The 16,821-nt window shown below is 41.6% G+C and carries 9 protein-coding genes; 6 read left to right on the plus strand and 3 right to left on the minus strand.

What is annotated here, in order from left to right; genetic code table 11:
- Nucleotides 1-22 precede the first annotated feature (22 nt).
- Genes ACFSVN_RS12865 through ACFSVN_RS12890 form a run of 6 tightly spaced genes read left to right on the plus strand, consistent with a single transcriptional unit; the run spans nucleotide 23 to nucleotide 13,525 of the window.
- Nucleotides 23-1,609, plus strand: a complete 1,587-nt coding sequence (locus tag ACFSVN_RS12865) for an NFACT RNA binding domain-containing protein (protein WP_390303497.1) — start codon at nucleotides 23-25, stop codon at nucleotides 1,607-1,609.
- Nucleotides 1,606-2,169: a shikimate kinase gene (locus ACFSVN_RS12870; protein ID WP_390303500.1), complete on the plus strand. Its 564-nt coding sequence runs from the start codon at nucleotides 1,606-1,608 to the stop codon at nucleotides 2,167-2,169. The genes ACFSVN_RS12865 and ACFSVN_RS12870 overlap by 4 nt, the downstream gene beginning before the upstream one ends.
- Nucleotides 2,162-3,253, plus strand: coding sequence for a 3-dehydroquinate synthase (gene aroB, locus ACFSVN_RS12875; protein ID WP_390303503.1), 1,092 nt, complete (start codon nucleotides 2,162-2,164; stop codon nucleotides 3,251-3,253). The genes ACFSVN_RS12870 and aroB overlap by 8 nt, the downstream gene beginning before the upstream one ends.
- Nucleotides 3,253-7,977 carry a translocation/assembly module TamB domain-containing protein gene (locus ACFSVN_RS12880; RefSeq protein ID WP_390303506.1) on the plus strand — a complete coding sequence of 1,575 codons (4,725 nt, stop codon included), beginning with the start codon at nucleotides 3,253-3,255 and terminating at the stop codon, nucleotides 7,975-7,977. Before aroB ends, ACFSVN_RS12880 begins: the two co-directional genes overlap by 1 nt.
- A 10-nt stretch (nucleotides 7,978-7,987) precedes the next feature.
- Entirely contained in the window at nucleotides 7,988-10,153 is a 2,166-nt protein-coding gene (gene rnr / locus ACFSVN_RS12885; RefSeq protein ID WP_390303509.1) for a ribonuclease R, read from the plus strand.
- A 21-nt stretch (nucleotides 10,154-10,174) separates the two neighbouring features.
- Nucleotides 10,175-13,525 (plus strand): peptidase MA family metallohydrolase, encoded by a 3,351-nt coding sequence (locus ACFSVN_RS12890; protein WP_390303512.1) that lies wholly within the window; start codon nucleotides 10,175-10,177, stop codon nucleotides 13,523-13,525.
- Nucleotides 13,526-13,528: 3 nt separating this feature from the next.
- On the opposite strand, the gene ACFSVN_RS12895 is transcribed toward ACFSVN_RS12890, so the two are convergent.
- The 3 genes from ACFSVN_RS12895 to ACFSVN_RS12905 are packed head-to-tail and all read right to left on the minus strand — an operon-like array spanning nucleotide 13,529 to nucleotide 16,807.
- Nucleotides 13,529-14,794, minus strand: coding sequence for a type IX secretion system plug protein (locus ACFSVN_RS12895; RefSeq protein WP_390303515.1), 1,266 nt, complete (start codon nucleotides 14,792-14,794; stop codon nucleotides 13,529-13,531).
- A gap of 7 nt (nucleotides 14,795-14,801) precedes the next feature.
- Nucleotides 14,802-15,626, minus strand: a complete 825-nt coding sequence (dapF, locus tag ACFSVN_RS12900; RefSeq protein WP_390303518.1) for a diaminopimelate epimerase — start codon at nucleotides 15,624-15,626, stop codon at nucleotides 14,802-14,804.
- Nucleotides 15,623-16,807 carry a DNA polymerase III subunit gene (locus ACFSVN_RS12905; protein WP_390303521.1) on the minus strand — a complete coding sequence of 395 codons (1,185 nt, stop codon included), beginning with the start codon at nucleotides 16,805-16,807 and terminating at the stop codon, nucleotides 15,623-15,625. The genes dapF and ACFSVN_RS12905 overlap by 4 nt, the downstream gene beginning before the upstream one ends.
- Nucleotides 16,808-16,821 lie beyond the last annotated feature (14 nt).

Here is a 16,821-nt window from a genome sequence, read left to right on the forward strand (position 1 = left end):
TTAAAAACCCCCATCTTTTTTGATGAATTATTACGAACTAATATATCTAAAAAAGACCCTCAAAAACAAGTTGATCGGCTCAAGAATCGGACAAGCTGTAAGTCCATATAAAAACTATATTGAGTTTTTTGTAAGGTCATCCGAAGACCCGTTTCGGCTTTGTTTCAGTTCGGCTCCGGGCAATATAGCGCTATTTACGGATAGCCATAGAGGTGCAAAAAAAAGTAATACCATAGATTTCTTTGAGCAGATCTATGATGTTGAAATAACAGATGTTAGTATTCCTGAAACAGACCGCTGGTTCTACATTCATTTTGAAGATGGGAGCCGGCTTTCATTCCGATTGTTCAGTAACCGGGCCAATGTTTTTCTTTCAAAAGAGGGAAAGATCATAGAGGTATTCAAGGAATATGATGAGCCGGGAGATGAGCCTGCCGAACCCCAGGAACTGGACCTGCTGGAAGTAGAAGAAGATATCAGCAGAAAGAGTACAAAGAATAAGCTCACCGCTCTCAATCCCATGCTCCCAAGGCAGAACCTACAGGAGCTGATAAGTATTCATGAACTCGATGAGTCCGGAGTGGATGAACTTAAAAAGTTTGTGGAAGATATCTGTGATGAAATGGAGAACAGGGCCGTCTTCCGGTTATTGGAAAATGGAGAAACCACATTGCTTTCCGAAGAAACACTTCCTCTGAAAACCGAAAAAAGGTTTGATGGGGTGGATGAACTTATTCTTTACAGATACAAAACGTACTCCCGGACTCAGCGTTTGAAGCAGCGGAAATCATCGCTTGTTAAAAGTTTGAAGCGTAAAGTGAAACGAACTGAATCCGGACTTCAGAATCTGCATCAGGCTGATAAGGGATTGGAACGAGCTGAGAAATACGAGAAGTGGGGCCATATTTTGATGGCAAATGCACATCTGGGAAATGTAAATGATGAAGAAATAGAGGTAGATGATCTTTATGACGAAGGAAAGAAGGTCAAGATCCCTTTAAAGCAGGATCTGGATATCGCCGGGAATGCCCAGCGGTATTACAAGAAATCCTCCTCTGCTGAGCGTTCCTATGAAGAAGCAATGAACCGGATCCCGATAATGGAGGCTGAAAAAGAACAGGCTGAGAAGTTTCTGGAGGAAGCTAAAAGCATTACTAATTTATGGGAGTTTCAGGATTGGGAAGAGGAATATAAGGATGAGCTGAAGGAATTTCGGGATCAGGGTAGTTCAAATGACAATGAGGAGCAACTCCCATTTCATACTCTTGAGATCCAGGGATATCCTGTTTGGATCGGAAAGAATGCCAAGAGTAATGACACGCTCGTTCAAAAAGCACATAAAGAAGATGTATGGATGCATGCTCGAAAAGTGGCCGGTTCTCATTTGGTGATCAGAATGGGAAACGATAAAGGCATGCCGCCCAAAAGTGTATTACTGGAGGCTGCCTCCTATGCGGCTTATAACTCGAAGGCACGTGGTTCAAAACTTGCTCCTGTTATAATCACAAAAAAGAAATATGTGCGAAAACCCAAAGGTTCGCCACCGGGAGCTGTGTTGGTGGACAAAGAGGAAGTTGAAATGGTAACTCCGAAAAAACCTGCAAAATGAACGCTAATAAATTAGAGGATCACAAAGGAAGTATTTATCTGTGTGGATTCATGGCTTCAGGAAAAAGTACCCTTGGTAAAGTTCTGGCGGAAAAATTAGGATGGGATTTTCGTGATCTGGATACCGTTATTGAGGAAAAAGAGGGGATGCCGATTACAGAAATATTCGTGAAAAAAGGAGAAGATTATTTTCGCCGGAAGGAGTGGGAATATTTGCTTTCACTGACCAGGGAATTCAAAGGTATCGTTGCTTTGGGAGGGGGAGCTCTTCAGGATCAACGAATTGTAGATCACCTGAAAGTTCATGGTTTACTGGTATTTGTAGATACTCCAATGGAGCTGATCACAGAACGGGTTTACGACAGTGAAGAGCGGCCGATCTTGTTCGATGAGTCCGGGAAAATAAAATCCAAAGAAACTCTCTTTACAGAGCTGAAAGCCTTATATTCAGGTCGTATAGATCTCTACAAACAGGCGCAGATCACAATAAAAACTTCGTTATTTTCATCTGTTCAGGAAATGGCAGAGGCGGCCAAGGATAAAATTTCACGGCATGTCTGATTTAATATCGGTTCAAACATCTACAGAAAAAAAATATAAGCTACACTTCGGTTTTGATCTATCGGAAGAACTGGAGAGGTATGTTCATTCATATAGTTCAGATAAAGCGTTTTTGATGGTAGATGCTTTTGTATTGGAACATCACCGGGCTCATTTTGAGTCGGTACTTGGGAAGAAATTTTCAGAGCTTCATATTTTTGAAGTACCCCGCGGAGAGAAAGCTAAAAGCTTTTCCGTTTATCAAAAAGCAGTCGATTTTGTTCTGGATAAAGGTGTAGAGAGAAGCACTCCGCTTTTCGCGATCGGAGGCGGGGTAACCGGAGATCTTGCCGGTTTTGTTGCAGCCACTGTGCTTAGGGGAATCCCGTTGATCCACATTCCAACAACATTGCTTGCCATGGTCGACAGTTCCATCGGCGGAAAAACCGGGATCAATCACACCGTAGGGAAAAACCTGGTGGGGAGTTTTTATCAACCCGATGCTGTTTTTGCTGATGTCAAGTATCTCGAAACTTTAGCCGAAAAAGAGTGGGTGAACGGAACAAGTGAAGTATTGAAATATGGGATGATCCACAGCCCCGAAATTCTGGAACAAGTTAAATCGTTGTTAGATAACAATGAGTTCAATATTGGAAAGGCTTGGCTGCCTCTCATACAGGAAAGTGCACAAATAAAAGCGAATGTTGTTGAGGAAGATACTTTAGAGGCAGGCAAAAGAGCTTTTCTGAATTTTGGCCATACCTTTGCCCACGTTATTGAGCGGGAAGGAGCTTACAATGAATATTCGCATGGCGAGGCCGTTTATGCCGGAATGATAGCTGCAGTGTATGCTTCAAACATGTTGGGAGCCGAGATCGAGTTATCCAATTTATTACAGTTCAAATCGTTGTATACCTTTTCATTGAATAAGATCAGTTCAGATGCTGAGCAATTGACACTACAGATGAGATCCGATAAGAAAGTGAAGGACGAGCAAATTCAATTGATATTGCTAAAGAAAATGGGATCTCCCTATGTGTATAAAGTCTCCGATACGGAGTTTGTTGAACAATCATGGAATCATGCTTTAAAGATCTTTGAATAGTGACCTATCTACGCTGGCTACATAAATCCTGGAACGTATTTTGGACCTTTATTGGGGTTCTGGTTCTTACTCTGTCTATATGTATTGGCAGTATATTTGGAGCAATGCAGCTTCAGCCTGTTAAAGATCGCATAGCACTTGAATTGCAGGAGCAGTTCAGTAAAAAGTATGAAGGGGTGTTGACGATCGGTTCTATAAATGGATTCCTGCCATTCAATATTGAACTGGAGGATGTTATCCTGTATCAGGATTCTTCAGCTTATATCCCCGTTTTTGAAGCATCTGAAGTCTTTGCCTCACTGGATGTATTGTCGATCTTTAGAAACCGTATGCTGGTTCGTTCATTACGGATAAGTGATCCCACTACAGTTTTCGACACTCAGAATGATTATTCCATTGATAAAGCATTTTTGGTAAAGGATGATGCCGGGAATCGTGAATTTGATTCTTTACGGTCTGATTTTGGCTTCCAGGTGATCATTCCTTCCGTGGTCATTCAAAATGGTAACATTGTACTAAAAAATATTAGCAAAGCTGATAATGCTTTTACCTCTTCCGACAGCCTGCGTATTCAGGATATCCAAATGGATATGTTCTTTGAATTTACTGAGGATCAGCGTTTTATTGATATAAACAGAGTTCAATTCAACGCTCCCGAAGCCGGTTTGAGTTCGGTTGAAATGTATGGGCAGATCTATAATGATAATCAGTTTTTTGAGCTTAATGCCTTTAACATAAGTACACAAAATTCTTCAATACGTTTTAGTACCGAGGCAGATAACGTCAATTTCCTTGCAGGCAATGTTGTCGATCAGTTCATGAATTCTAACCTCAATCTGATCGTTGACCGGATACTCCTTGCTCCGGAGTATATTACACAGCTGAGACCTGATTTTCCAAAGCTGCCAAAATATCTGCAAGGATCCTTGTCGGCAGAGGGAACACTCAGTTCATTCAATATCAATGAAGCTGAATTAATTATGGGGGAGAGTTTCGCCAACCTTAGCGGAACTTTGGAAAACCTGACCAGCGCAGCATCATTTGGATATGACCTAAACCTTGAATCATTGATCTTGAATGAAAATGAACTTGCTGCTCTACAACCGGATCTGGATGAGGAGCAATTAGAAGCTATTGCCTCTGCAAGGTATACTGCTTTGGTATCCGGGCGTTTAGATTCTACAAATATTGCCGCCGATGTGGAAGGAGATCGTGGTCGTATTAAGCTGAATGGTGACATGGTCTGGGGAGATGACATCGCTTCTGATTTTACATTCAGCACTGATTCGCTTAACCTTGGTTATATATTTGATCAAAGAATTCAGAAAACAAATCTAAGTTTGGAAGGGGAATTTAAGAGTTCATCTTTTAACTTAAATAAAGCCAAAGGCGGACTGGTTGTTGAATCCGGAGAAGGGATGCTGGATAACAGGGATTTCAGCAGGATCTCAGTATTGATCAACTGGGATGAAGGATATATAGAGCCCGATGTTCGGGCTGATGTTCAGGGAGCAATGTTAACTGCCGGCGGATGGCTTGATATTCAGCAAGAGCAACCCACACTTTCGCTACAAGGGACTGCCTCCGGTCTGCAGCTAAAAGGGATCATCCAAAATGCTAATGTACGTCCTGTAGAGGTTGATCTTGAATATAACGCACAGGTGACGGGAAGCAGTCTTGATAATGCTATCGGGCAGCTGAGCATAGATGTAAAACAGGCAATTTCTGCAGAAGATACTTTAGACCGTCACCAACTATATCTGGATTTTAATAATGATGATTCCGAAAACAGAATACTCAGATTTACCTCAACTGCTTTTGATGCTTTAATAGAAGGGAGTTATCAGCCTTCTTCTTTAGCTGTATTATGGCCTCAGTGGAAACGGTACTTTATAGAACAGGTCAATGAAGAGATTTTATTTAAAGCAGGAGATTCATTTTCAGATTCCACGCAGATAACTCAAAATCAAAACCTGGAACTTAGTGGACGGGTTAAAAACCCTAATATTCTCAATTTCTATTTAGATGGTCTGCCACAAATGGCATCTTCAGCCAGATTTAGTTCCTCAATAAATGTCAATTCTTCTCAGGTACTCTTCAATAGTTCATTTAATGACCAGTTTACCAGATTTGGTGACTTCCAGGCAGACTCTTTGGTAGTTCAGGTTACCGGTGGGTTCAGGAGAAATGTTCAGCTCAAAGAGTTTTCCAATCTTCAGATTCAGGCGAATTCCAGCACTATAGACTATGATTTCATTGAAGGGAAGAGATTTACTTTACTGGCCAATTTCCGTGAAGACTCAGTCCAGATCACTACAAATATACTGGATATGTCTGATGGAGCATCTTTGGCATTATCGGGACGTGGACGTCTGCTAAATGATGCACTTACATTTCACATTCAGGAATTTAATTTGGGGACAGAAGTTTATAATTGGGTGAGCACCGGGGTGCCTGCTTTGACCTATCGTTCAGATGAGAAACTTATTTTAGAAGATCTTGTATTTGAAAATGAAGACCAACTTCTCCAATTGAATGGCACATTCAGTTCTTCTCCGGAAGACTCGGTAAATTATAATGTCAGATCCATCAACCTTGAAGAGATCTCGAATATTGTTGGGGGCAGGTTAAGTTTTGGAGGTATCCTTGATGGTAGTTTCACCACCCGAACCTTAACATCCGTTCCTACCGTTTATGGAGATGTAGATATTGAAACTCTTAGTGTTGGAGGTTCCCTGGTAGGAGATCTGAATCTTTTAAGTGAGTACAACTCTGAACTGGATCGATTTGACACCAATATTACTATTAGTACCGATTCGACCAAGTATCCGGAATATTTCGCCAATACAGGTCGAAGGGGACAGGAATTCAATATCGATGGATATATACTTGCTCCAACAGATGGGGGATTTCCGGAAGCCGACTCCTTGTATAAATTCGATCTGGACTTCGAGAATATTGATCTTTGGATACTCCCACTTATAGGTCCCAAAGTTTTTGCAGAAGGTTCCGGCTTGGCAAACGGTTCAGGGACCATTTGGGGAAATGCTGAAACCTATGACTTTAATGCAGACTTCATGGTAGGATCTCAGGACGCGGCTTACTTACGGCCTCAGTTCCTTGATACCTATTACTATGCTCAGGGTGAAATTACGTTCAACAGAGAAGACGGTTTGAATTTCAAAGACATCTACCTGATAGATCCCTCAGGAGGTAATGCGATACTAAGCGGTTATTACGATTTCAATGATTTTGCACCTGTTGACAGCATGAATATTAGCTTAGAAATGGATGAATTTCAGTTCCTGAATAGTTCATTCGACCCTACCGCGGCCTTTTTTGGGACAGCTTATGGTTCAAGTACCGTTACAATATCAGGAACCAATTTTGATCCTGTTCTGCGTACTGAGGAGCCTATGCGTATTTCGGATTTCTCAGAAATTTCTATTCCCCTGCTCGAAGAAACAGAGTTTGATGAGGATAACAGGTTTATCAGGTTTGTGGACTCTTTTGATGATGTTGGTCTTAAAAATGGAAGTTATGCTGCCCGGTCTGGGAACAGAGCCAATGGCAGCAAAGAAGAGACGCAACCTGAAGTTGATCTTTCCTTTGCTGAGCGATTTACACTCGATCTTCAGTTTGAAGCTGAAAACCCAATGACCGTCAGGCTTATCTTTGATCCTGTTACCGGCGATATTGTTACCGCAGAAGGTACAGGCCGCATGAGAATTTTGCTCGAAGATGAGGAAGTTTCCATGTTCGGGCGGTTTGATATCGAAGGAGGAAGATATCAGTTTGTAAGTGGTGATATTATAACCCGCCGGCTTGAGTTGGAGCCCGGTGGTTCTATTGTGTGGGAGGGGGACCCGGGAAATGCACGCTTAGACCTTAATGCTATTTATAGTGCACGTCCAGATATTACAACACTAAGTAATACCGGTACCAGGGATCCTGAAAATTCACAACGTGTTCCTGTTGATCTGGTGTTGAATATTTCCGGTACCCTTTCAAGTATCGAGAATAATTTTTTCTTCCGTCTGCCTGAAACCTTTGAATCTCAACAAAATTCAACGCTTTCAACACAAATTGCCTCCATCAACAGAGATGAAGACCTGAAATTACTGCAAGCTGCCAACTTTATGATCATGGGTAATTTCATTCCTATGTCGTCATCAGGCCAAACGCAGAATAACTTTTTTGGGGAAAATATCTCCGGAAGTGCAGCAGTGTTGAATCCATTACTCTCAAGTCAGGTTATTAACCCATTGTTATCAAATCAGGTAAATTCGTTATTGAACAGCGATTTGAGTAGTTTAGATGTAGACTTTAACCTTAATACCTATAATCAGGTTGATCTCGGTGTTGCACTGAGATTATATAACGATAAACTTATACTGCGACGAGAAGGACAAATTACAGGCCGGCAATCAAATATTGGAGATCTTGGAGCTACCTACAGGATCAACCGGACCTTTGCCATGACTGCCTTTCATCGTCAGGATCTCACCTTTGGAACGTTAAGCAGTACTGAACAATCACAACAATCTCAGGACATAAATGGGGTAGGGCTTGAAGCTAAAGTCAGCTTTAATACCTGGGATGAGTTTTTTAAACGGTTATTCTCACCTTTTAGAAAATTGTTTGGTTCAAAGGAGAAAGAGGAAGAAACAGAACAGAATCAAGAAGAAATAACAGAAATTAACAGGGTTCAAGATCCCTCGTAAAGATATTTTAATGAGTAAAAAAGAAAGACTAAGTAAATTTGAAGAGCTGATCATTGACCTGATCAAAAATAGCCCGGATAATAAATTAACGCGAGAGCAAATGATAAGTGTTCTCCGTTTAGAGAGTAATAATGAGATCAAAAAGCTGGATAAGTCACTGAGTCGGCTTTCAAACAGCAATAAAATTTCCAGAAAGGATAACTATGTATTTCTGGGAAACAATAAGAAGAAAACCAAGAGCAAAAATTCCGGTGGTAACAGTATTTATGAAGGAAAAATTGATATTTCTGTTCGTGGTACCGGTTATGTGATCACTGAAGAACTGGAAGATGATGTAATGATCTCATCTCGTGATGTAGGGACTGCATTGAATGATGATGTGGTTAAGATCCGTATCACCGGAAAGAATAAAAGAAGCGGACAACCGCAGGGTAAGATCCTTGAGATCATAAAACGGGGAAAGGATTTTTATGTGGGAACGCTTAAGAAAGTCAGCAAAGAGAACTATGTGATCGAAGCAGATGCTCAATCGGTACACACCAACTTTTTTGTACTGCCCGAATACCTGAATGGAGCTCAAGATGGAGATAAAGTGATCTTTGAGCTGGTAAACTGGGTGCATCCCAAAGCCCTCCCGGAAGGAAAGATAAAATCGGTACTGGGTAAGTCAGGATCAAATGACGCTAACATCTTATCGATATTAGCAGAAAATGATATGGTTGCCGAATTTCCTAAAGAAGTGGAAGAATATGCCCATCAAATCCCACTTGAAATACCCAAAGAAGAAGGAAAGAGAAGACGGGATCTGCGTGATGAAAATGTATTTACCATTGATCCGGAAGACGCTAAAGATTTTGATGATGCACTGAGTATCAAAAAGCTGGATAACGGTAATTATTACCTGGGTGTGCACATCGCAGATGTTACTCATTATCTCACTCCAAAATCAGTGCTTGATGAGGAGGCTTACAAACGCGGAACAAGTGTATACCTGGTAGATCGTGTGATCCCCATGCTTCCTGAAGTATTGAGTAATGGTGTATGCAGCTTGCGTCCGAATGAAGACAAGCTGACGTACAGCTGCTTCATGGAAATTGCTCCAAACGGAAAATTAGTGGATTATTCCATTGAAGAGACGATCATTCATTCCAAACAGCGTTTTACTTATGAGGAAGCGCAGGAAGTAGTGGATGGTAAAAAGCATAAGTTCAGCAAAGAAGTAACAACGGTAGCAGAATTAGCACGGATTTTACTTGATAAACGTTTCAGGGAAGGAGCCATTGATTTTGATAATCCGGAGCCTAAATTTGTTTTAGATGACGATGGTACTCCGCTTAAAGTGATCATCAAAGAGCGTATTTTTGCGCACAGGTTGATCGAAGAATGTATGCTCATGGCGAACAAAACGGTTGCCATGCATGTTGAAGAATTGAGAAAAAGTTCACAGAAAAAACGTTCGAAAGACCTGTTCCCATTTTTCTATCGGGTGCATGATAAACCCGATCAGGATAAACTGGCGGGTATTTCTGAACAGGTAAAACCCATTGGGATCAATTTTGATGTAGGGAAAAAAATCAGCCCAAAGAAAATAAATGATCTTTTAAAACAAGTGGAAAATACAAGCCTTGAGTACATCGTTAACGGTTTGATGTTACGTGCCATGGCTAAAGCAGAATATTCGCCCAATAATTTGGGACACTTCGGTCTTGGATTCGGACATTATTCACACTTTACAAGCCCGATTCGCCGTTATCCTGATGTCATTGTTCACAGGTTACTGAAAGGATATAATGCCGGAGCACGCGTTTACACTTACGATCAACTTAAGAAAGACGGTGAACATTGCAGTGAACGTGAACGGGTAGCAGTGGATGCTGAAAGGGACTCCGTTAAGTTGAAGCAGGTAGAGTTTTTGAGTAAGAAAACAGGTGAAAAATTTGACGGTATTATCAGTGGAGTGATGGAACGGGGAATTTTTGTGAACCTAAAAGACATTTATTGTGAAGGAATGATTAGAATAAGCGATCTTAAAGGTGACTATTATGTTTATAATGACAAACGTCATGCTTTAGTGGGGCGCAAAAGTGGTAAGCAATTTCAACTTGGTGATGAAATTCGTGTTCGTGTTAAAAGTACGAACTTGCAGAAGCGCCAAATTGATTTTGGATTAGCTTAGTAACATGTAATCGGTAGTAATATGAAAGTTAACATACTCTCTGTTTTAACATTTGTCGTTCTATTTCTGGTCTCAGGTACTTTACCTGCCTCGGCCCAATATTATCCCTTTGGAAAGAACAGGGTTCAATATGAGAACTTTGAGTGGAGGTATATTCAATCTACTCATTTTGATGTCTATTACTACGGATCCAAGAATTATGAGCTTGCTGAATTTTCGGCAAAGAGTATTGAGGCTGCATACAAGCAGTTAAGGGAAGATTTCAATCATGAAATTTCCAACCGAATAACGCTAATAGTTTACGATTCACATAATGATTTTGCCCAAACAAATGTAGTGAATCTGCCCACCAGTGCTGAGGGGATAGGCGGTGTGACGGATAAGTTGAAGAACCGTATGACCGTTCCTTTTGCAGGAGATTATGCCGATTTCAGGAGAACCCTTCACCATGAATTAGTTCATGCTGTCTTCAATGACATGTTTTATGGAGGTACGGTAAATTCCATTATCAGAAATAATATTCAGCTTCAATTTCCGCTATGGTTTGAAGAAGGTCTTGCAGAATACACTGCCCTTGGCTGGGATACCAACACCGACATGTATATCAGGGATGCAGTTATCAATAATTACCTTCCTGACATACAATTTTTAAGTGGGTATTATGCGTACCGTGGCGGACAATCTGTCTGGAATTTTATTGTAGAAGAATACGGAAGACAAAAGATAGCTGAGATCCTTCAGCGTATTAAAACGTCCAGAAGTGTTGAATATGGAATTCAACAAGCTACAGGAATGAATATTGAAGATCTTTCCGATGCCTGGGAAGATGCTCTACAGGAACGATATTACCCGGAAGTAGCTGAAAGAGAAAGAGTGGATATGATCGCTAATTTACTCACTGAGAGAGGGGAGTTCGGCACGTATAATACAAGTCCTGCAATATCTCCCCAAGGTGACAAGATCGCATTCATAACAAATAAACGCGGATATTTTGATGTAGTTGCTATCAGTGCGATAAATGGTGAGAAGCTTAAAACACTGATCAGGGGAGAGGATAACCCGGAGTTTGAAGAACTGAATATCCTGAATCCCAACATTACCTGGTCTCCTGATGGTCGTAAGATCGCACTTTCCACAAAATCAAAAGGCAGGGATGATATCGCGATCATCGACTATGAAACAAAAAAAGTTTCAAAGATCGAATTTCCGAATTTAGATGCCATCTCTTCTATCTCATGGTCACCGGATGGTAAAAAACTCGCTTTTGATGGCAATATTGGACCATATCAGGATATATTCGTTTACAATATGGAGACTGAAAAGCTCACCAACATAACCGGTGATTTCTTTTCAGATCAGCAGCCGGTATGGGGACCTAATTCAGAACAGATCTATTTTACATCCGACCGTGGAGATAAAGTTGCTTTGCACTCCTATCATATCAATTATGATCTGCTAAGTGATGACAGCATGTATCAGACAGATATTTATAGAGCAAGAATAAATTCAACTTCTGCAACCAGACTTACCGACACGCCGCTGTGGAGTGAGAAATCTCCAAAAGTTACTCTTAATGGCAGATTGGTTTATATCTCTGACCAAAATGGCATTCAGAATGTTTATGAATTTAATTTAAATACTCGTACTGCAACTCCTTTGACAAACCTTCAAACGGGAGCTTTTCAGATATCAATAAACGGAGATGGTTCACGTCTCGCTTTGAACTCTATTAATGAAGGGTATTTGGATGTTTTCTTACTTCGTTCTCCTTTTGAGAGAAGGAAACAAGGGGAGCTTTCTCAAAACTATTGGGCTCAACGCAGAGCATCTGAAACACAGGCCGAACGAGTACCGGCTACTAAATATGCCAGTGAGATGTTTGCGTCAGGTGCTACCAGAGATGAATCAGGTCCTGCTCAGGGCGCTCCGGATCCAGGCGAAGCTAATATGGCAGAAGCACAAGCAGATACTGTCGGACAACCTGAAGAAGATGAATCTGGTGAGATCGATTTTAGAAATTATGTCTTCAGTACTGAAGTGATGGAAGATACAACGTTGGTTTTGGAAGATGTGGTTAACTTTAATCCTGAAAACAATATCACTGAAGATGGCCGTTTTCAACCAAAGAACTACCGCCTAAAATTCTCTACAGATATCTCCTATAATCCAACCTTTGTTGCCTCTACCTATGGCTCTTACGCACTAACCCAATTTATTATCAGTGACCTTTTAGGGGATCACCAGATCGCATTGGGTACAAACTTTGTCTCTGATCTCAGAAATAGTGACTATTCTTTGCAGTATGGTTATCTGAAAAACCGGACAAATTGGTTCTTTTCCTACTTCCATTCCTCACGAAGGTATCAAACATTCTTCGGTGAGATCATTCGATTCCGTACTTTTGGCGGCGGTGTAAATGCACAATATCCAATTGATAAATTCAAGCGTATTGACGCCGGATTTTCTGCGATGGGAATCACCCGGGATTATAGTTCACTCAGTGATTTATTTGCAGGGTATTCAGTTGGGCAAGATTTTACAGGAAATGAACGAAGTATCTTCTTATATCCCGAGATTATTTTTACCAACGACCAGACCTTACCCGGCTTTTTAACACCCCGAGGAGGAAATCGTTATTCCATTGGTCTTTCCGGAAGTCCTGGAGCAGGGGAGAATGCACCTCAATTCGCATCTTTGTTGGCTGATTACAGAAAGTACGTGAATTTGGGATCACGGTATAGCATTGCTTTAAGAGCCTCCGGAGCGGTATCAGTCGGTCGTGATAAACAAACCTATTTCATGGGTGGAAGACTGGGGTGGATCAATCAGCGGTTCAACCAAACCGGACTTTCTTTTGATAAGTTAACGGACAGTTTTTTCACTGTTCCGGCTTTACCGGTTCGTGGTTATGCCTATAATAGTATTTACGGGAGCAATTTTTCTTTGATAAATGCGGAATTCAGATTCCCGTTATTTGCAGCCGTTGTACCGGGAGCCATTCCAATTCTTCCGTTGTATAATATTACCGGGGTTGCTTTTCTTGACGTTGGCTCTGCCTGGGGAGAGAGAATTAATTATGACATCAGTGATGGTGTAAATGAATACCCAATGCTTGATGAAGATGGAAACAGAGTAGTTAATAACGCCAAGCTTGATTTTAAGGTAGCCCAGGAAAGTATAGGTGAATATGATCTTCCTCAAGGAATTGCAGAAGCTCCTTACCTTGATGGAGACCTGCTTATAGGGGCTGGATTTGGACTCCGTACCATAGTATTTGGCCTGCCATTCAGATATGATGTCGGCTGGCCTTATCAGCGTTCAGGGTTTAAGAGAAAACCTATCCATTACTTCTCTATCGGTATCGACTTTTAAAGATCACCTTGAACCCGAGCGTAAAGTTTGCGCCTGTAGCAATCGGTGATATCGGTATTCCGGATCTTGAAAGTATACAAAGCTTGTATATTCCTGATTTTGACGGGTAATTGTGTCACTGAGGCTTAGATCATCGATGCCATCATTCCCGTCTTTTAATGCGTATTTATAGGTATACAAGCCTTGTTTGATCAAGGCCTCTGTTTCCCAATAACCCGAATCTTCATTATAGGTCAGCTTATGTTCTTCTGAAAGAAGCCACTGATTGAAATCACCTACCAGATACACTCCTCGAGAAGCAGAAAACTGCCCGCCATCCTGGAATCGAAATCGGACATTAGCGTAACGAGCCTCCGGAGTAGTTTTTGGGTCACTGAATATAGTGCTCCAACCCGTTGTAGGGTTTGAAGTAAAATTTAGAACATCTTCTCTTAAAATTACTTCCGGTGGGTTTTTCTCGGGAAGCCAGTCGATGATATTTTGCCCGTCAACAGAAAATTCATTTAATCTCAACCCGATGAAATCGAAATTTGAAGGGAAGGCGTTTTCTTCTGAAAGCTGAAATTGAGTCCGGTCTTGCTCACTGAAATCATAGTTCTGTGACCTCTTAGCATCACCCCAAAATCTGTTTTGAACGAAATAAAAGCTAAGGTCAAATTGGGGGAAATCAATGAAGTCAGGATACATAAATTCACTGAATGGCCGGTCAATAGCTTCTCCTCTGGGACCGGCATTGTATTTTGTCTCAACCCAGGATCTCATCTCTCCGGCATTCTCTGTTACAAAAAAGGGCAATGAAAAAAGTCGGGTACCGGTTGAGAAGTCAACAACATGAAGCATGAAATTCCCACTGGTCTTGAAATTCAGTTGACTTGAGGGAAATTCAGTCTCATAATGAAAGTAATCGGGAGATGAACGCTGGTTTTTAGTGCCCCCACCTATAATAAGTTCATTCATTCTTTCGAGATACCAATCCTGAGGAATATTGCTTGAATTCCAGTTCTGGTCATAGTGGGTGAAAGTAATTCTGAATTGCCCGGAAAGATCCGTTAATTCATCAAATGCCAAGACCAGTTTTTGAGAAGTTCCAAGTTCTATGACCGGAGGGTGATCGGGGTTTCCTTTTCGGTACAGCTGGATGCTTTTAATGGTTTCGGGAGCAGGAAGCTGGTTAGGTACGAGCAGGCGACTCAAATAATTTCCTGAGGGAACTCCATTGGTGGGAGGGGATATCCCGGCAGAACAGCCATGAATAAAAGTGCTAACCAATAAGAGTTTAAACAGAAATAGTGCCTTCGAATACAAAACGTGCAGGTCCGGTTAAAATAAGTTGATGGTAAGTGCTGGTATTGGGGTCAAAGTTGAAGGAAGCAAACAGGGAGCCCCCTTTGACCTTAACCTGATATTTAGCTCGTTTCTCCATTCTGTTCATGTGATGATGGGCAGCAATGGCAGATGCCAATGCGCCGGTACCACAGGCTAAGGTTAGATCTTCAACACCCCGTTCATAGGTTTGCAATGATATTGAATCACCATGCTCACAATGCACAAAATTCACATTGCTTCCCGGCGGTTCCACATCTTTATGATAACGTAAGCTTCTGCCTGTTTGCACCAATTCATCTTCTTTATCCAGATCCGCCTTTTCCACAAATTGTATCAAATGTTCGGTTGCGGCATCAGCTTTTACCAAGTCCAACTCGTTGATCTGTACATCTTCTGGTGTTACATGAACCGGGAAATGGACGCTTACGCTTTCATCATCATGAACTTCTGCTTCATACACATTCTTATGAACATTGAAGGTCTGAGTGGCTCCAAACCCATTATGAAATGCAAACATTACCAAACACCGGGCGCCGTTACCACACATTCCCGCATCACTGCCATCGGCATTTCGATAGATCATTGTGTAGTCTACCTCCTCTTTTTCAGCCGGCTGGAGGACTAATATTCCATCAGCACCAATGCCAAATTTACGGTCACATAATTTTGGGGTGAACCGAATGATCTCATCAAGGTCAAAACCATACGTACGGTTGTCGAGAACGACGAAATCGTTTCCGGCACCTTCCATTTTGTGAAATACAATATCAGTCATGATTCTGTAAAAGCGGGTACATGTTTCCAGTTTTCTTCTTCGGGAATGATGGGGTCAAGTCCTCGCATTAACGTTGAGAATCTTAAAGACAAAACAATAAATATCAGCTTTGGATTCACATTTTGACGCAAAGCGGGCCGGAAAGAATCCAAATGAGTTATCATCTCTTCCAGGCGGGCATCATCCAGCGACTTTACAAACTTCTGTATCGACTCAAGTTGGTCGATATTGGTAATGAATTTCTTGTTGCCGGTTTCTCTGTAAACCATCAGGTCCCGGATATACATTTCAATGAGGTTAGTGATAGAGATCAATCCTTCAATGTTATTTGAGCTTTGCCAGTCTTGAACCAAAGTCGAAAGTCCGATGGCATCCTGACTGAACGCCATACGAAGAAACTCAACCACGCGATCACGATTTTCCCTGAGCTTGCTGATATCAAAAAAGCGGGTCATAGCATAGTTTCCGCCTGATACCCGGGCCAGATAAGCTGCTTCATCGGGTTGCAATCCATCAACTTCGATCAACCCTTGTTCTACTTCTTTATCCTTTAGTGTGCCGAGCGGAATATGCTGACAGCGCGAAGTAATGGTAGGCAGAAGGCTCTCGTAGCTTTCGGTTGTCAAGATGAACATAAGCCGGTCTGAGGGCTCTTCCAGCAGTTTAAGGAAAGCATTTGCTGTTTCCTTCCTCATGGTCTCTACTTGAGTAAGGATGATCACTATACGATTGCCTTCATTGGGTTTCAGCTTAGCAATAGGACGGATATCGTCCCGAAAATAATCGATGGGGTAGAAGGCTTGTAAATTCTTTGAAGACTCATCATCAAGAGAGGGCCGCTGAGAAAAACTGATGATCTCGTAAGGATCCTTGGCCAATAACTGCAGACGGTCTCTGAGTTCTTCCGTTTTGGCGGAAGTTGGTTTTGGAATAAAAACATGAATATCCGGATGGGTAAACCAGGAGGATTTCTTAGACTCTTTATTTTCCCCCAGATCACTAAGATGATCAATACCATTAATTGCTTCAGCCAGGGCAAGTGCAAAAGCAGTCTTGCCTACACCCGATGGACCTGAAAGGAGGTAGGCATGACTTACACGCTCAGAGGCGAGTATTCGCTCCACCTGTTCTTTAGCACGCTGCTGCCCAATAATACGTCGGTTTCCAAATTTAAATGGCATGTTTATCAAAAAGT

Source organism: Gracilimonas halophila (genome assembly GCF_042684365.1).
Taxonomy (GTDB): domain Bacteria; phylum Bacteroidota; class Rhodothermia; order Balneolales; family Balneolaceae; genus Gracilimonas; species Gracilimonas halophila.